A 3,035-nucleotide genomic window follows, 5' to 3' on the forward strand; every position below is an offset into this window, starting at 1 on the left:
AGGCAGCCTGTCAAGGTATTCGAAGAGTACCGTCAGGCGGCATAGGCGAGTGTCGCACTTCGAAGTTGAATTCGCGACCTGCCTCTCTCCTTTCGGAGAAAGGCAGGTATTGGGGGCCGGTGGCTGCAGATTTTATTTAGAAGAGCGACAGCGATATGTTTGAAAAAATTCTTGTGGTGTGTGTGGGCAATATTTGCCGCTCCCCAACCGGTGAACGATTGCTTCGCGAGCGTTTGCCCGGCCGTAAGGTGAGTTCTGCCGGGGTCAGTGCCTTGGTTGACAAGCCGGCCGACAAGGTCGCGAGCGAGGTGGCACAGCAGCATGGGCTCTCTCTTGATGGGCACTCGGCGCGCCAGCTGACCCGCGAGCTCTGTCAGGATGCCGATCTGATCCTGGTGATGGAGAAAGGGCATATCTCTGCCGTGACGGCTATTGATCCGGGAGCCCGTGGCAAAACCATGTTGTTTGGCCACTGGCAGGGTGAGAGCGAAGTGCCCGATCCCTATCGTCTGAGCCGGGAAGCTTACGAACATGTTTACCAGCTATTGGTGCGTAGCGCCGATGGTTGGGCAAAAAAACTGTAACGACACCCACCATCACTGATTGTGTGCATGTGGTATCTGACAATAAAAATGGATTGTGTTGAATGACGACTTCTTCTGTTTCATCCCGGCAGAGCAGTGCTGCGGTGGAGAATGACGAGATCGATCTGGGACGCCTGTTGGGCTATCTGATCGATGGGCGTTGGTGGATTGTAACGATCACCGCGCTGTTTATGGTGCTTGGTGTTGCGTATGCCCTGCTGGCGACCCCTGTTTTCAAGGCAAACGCCTTGCTGCAGGTGGAGAAAAAAGCCAGTGGTGCTGCACTGCTCGGGGATATGGCCGATGTATTGGGCGGTGAACAACCTGATACTGCCGCCGAGATTGAGTTGCTGACTTCTCGTATGGTGCTAGGCCGTACGGTACAAGAACTTCATCTCGATACCGTGGTAACCCCTGATTTCTTCCCGCTGATTGGCCGTGGCCTGTCACGACTGATGGGCAACCCCTATCCCAAGATGGCAGTGAGCCGCTTTGAAGTGGCGCCTGAATTGTTGGGGATACCGCTGACGTTGACGATGAACGAAGAGAAGCGCTTTACCCTCGAGGTTGAGGGGCGGGTGCTAGAAGGGCGGGTCGGCGAGCTGCTTGAGAAAGATGATGTCACCTTGCTGTTGTCCGATGTGGCTGCCGATGAGGGACAGACCTTCACGCTGGTCAAACAACCGGCGCTGGATGTGATCGCGGAGTTGCAACGTGATCTTCAGGTCAGCGAAAAGGGCAAAAATACCGGGATCATTTCCCTGGCGCTGGAGGGGGAAGACAAGGGGCGCATTCGTGCCGTACTTGACAACATCAGCCAGAACTATCTGCAACAGAATGTGGTGCGCAAGACCGAAGAGGCCCAGAAGAGCCTGGATTTTTTGCAAACCCATCTGCCTCAGGTCAAAGAGGATCTGAATCGTTCTGAAGAGCAATTGAATCTGTATCGTCAGCAGAATGAGTCGGTCGATCTGTCGCTGGAAGCCAAGGCCGCACTGGATACCATGGTAGGCCTCGAGAAGCAGCTCAATGAGTTGACTTTCCGGGAGGCTGAGTTGCAGCAGCTCTATACTCGCCAGCACCCCGCTTACATCGCTCTGATGGAAAAGCGCCAGACCTTGATGAATACCAAAAATGCGATCAACAAGTCGATCAAGCGTCTGCCAAAAACCCAGCAGGAGATTTTACGTCTGACCCGTGATGTGCAGGTCGGTCAGGAAATCTTCGTCCAGCTGCTCAACAAGCAGCAGGAGCTCAACATCATGAAGGCGGGCACCATAGGTAACGTCCGTATCATCGATGATGCCGCCGTTGAGACGAAAGCGGTCAAGCCGAAGAAACCGCTGATCGTCGTGCTGGCTACGCTGTTGGGGGGAATGCTATCGGTTGGCTTGATCTTGGTGCGTGCAGCCTTCCACCGTGGCGTGGAAAGTCCGGAGCAGCTGGAAGAGATGGGGCTTTCTGTTTATGCCACTATTCCCTATTCCAGCGAGCAGGCCACGATCGAGCAGCAACAGAAAAAACGTCGTCATGCCATGCCGCTGAATGAAGCGCTATTGGCCGCACGTAACCCTGCTGACTTGGCTATGGAGTCGCTGCGTAGCCTGCGCACCAGCTTGCACTTCGGCATGATGGAGGCGAAAAACAATATTGTCATGATTTCCGGCCCTGGTCCTGGCCTGGGAAAAACCTTCGTTTCCACCAACTTTGCCGCCACCCTTGCCATGGGAGGCAAAAAGGTGCTGGTTATTGATGCGGATTTGCGCAAAGGCTATATGCAGAAGGTGATGGGCCAGGAGATGGGGACTGGCTTGAGCTCCTATCTGGCGGGTCAGACCGATTTGACGCAAGTGGTGAGTCAGACCGGGTTTGACGGCCTTGATTTTGTCTGCCGTGGCGCTGTACCACCCAATCCTTCAGAACTGCTGATGCATCCGCGTTTCAAGGCTCTGCTGGATTGGGCGAGCGAGCACTACGATTTTGTCATCGTTGACTCCCCTCCCATCCTGGCGGTCACCGATGCCGCTATTGTTGGCCAGCATGTCGGGGCATCTTTGCTGGTTGCCCGCTTCGCCAAGACGGCGGTCAAAGAGGTGGAAGTCGCTATTCGTCGTTTTGAACAAAATGGTGTCTCGATCAAGGGTATATTGCTCAATGCCGTCGAGAAGAAAGCGAGCAGTTACTATGGGAATTATGGGTATTATCAATACAGTTATGGCGACAAGACGAAAGCCTGACTTTTCCTGGAGCACTTCAGGGTCTTAAGAGACATTACACAGTAATCGTGGTTTAATTGATGTTTCGTTTGGGTAATACTAAGGATCACTGGGAGAAATTAGCATCTCAGTGATAGGGTTTAGATGTATCAACAAAAACGGCGTTTTTCAAGATAGTTGTCGCGTAAACCTGTTTTAAACTGCCTGTTTTTGCTCTGGTTCGGACCTATCAGGA

General features: G+C 53.4%; 2 protein-coding genes. Both read left to right on the forward strand.

The genetic code is table 11. The annotated features are described in order from the left end of the window. Positions 1 to 155: 155 nt before the first annotated feature. Entirely contained in the window at positions 156 to 584 is a 429-nt protein-coding gene (locus tag OKC29_RS22920; protein ID WP_270669812.1) for an arsenate reductase/protein-tyrosine-phosphatase family protein, read from the forward strand. Between the two features lie 62 nt (positions 585 to 646). Then, entirely contained in the window at positions 647 to 2,821 is a 2,175-nt protein-coding gene (locus OKC29_RS22925; protein WP_270669813.1) for a polysaccharide biosynthesis tyrosine autokinase, read from the forward strand. Positions 2,822 to 3,035 lie beyond the last annotated feature (214 nt).

The organism is Aeromonas sp. QDB34 (assembly GCF_027705405.1).
GTDB lineage: Bacteria > Pseudomonadota > Gammaproteobacteria > Enterobacterales > Aeromonadaceae > Aeromonas > Aeromonas hydrophila.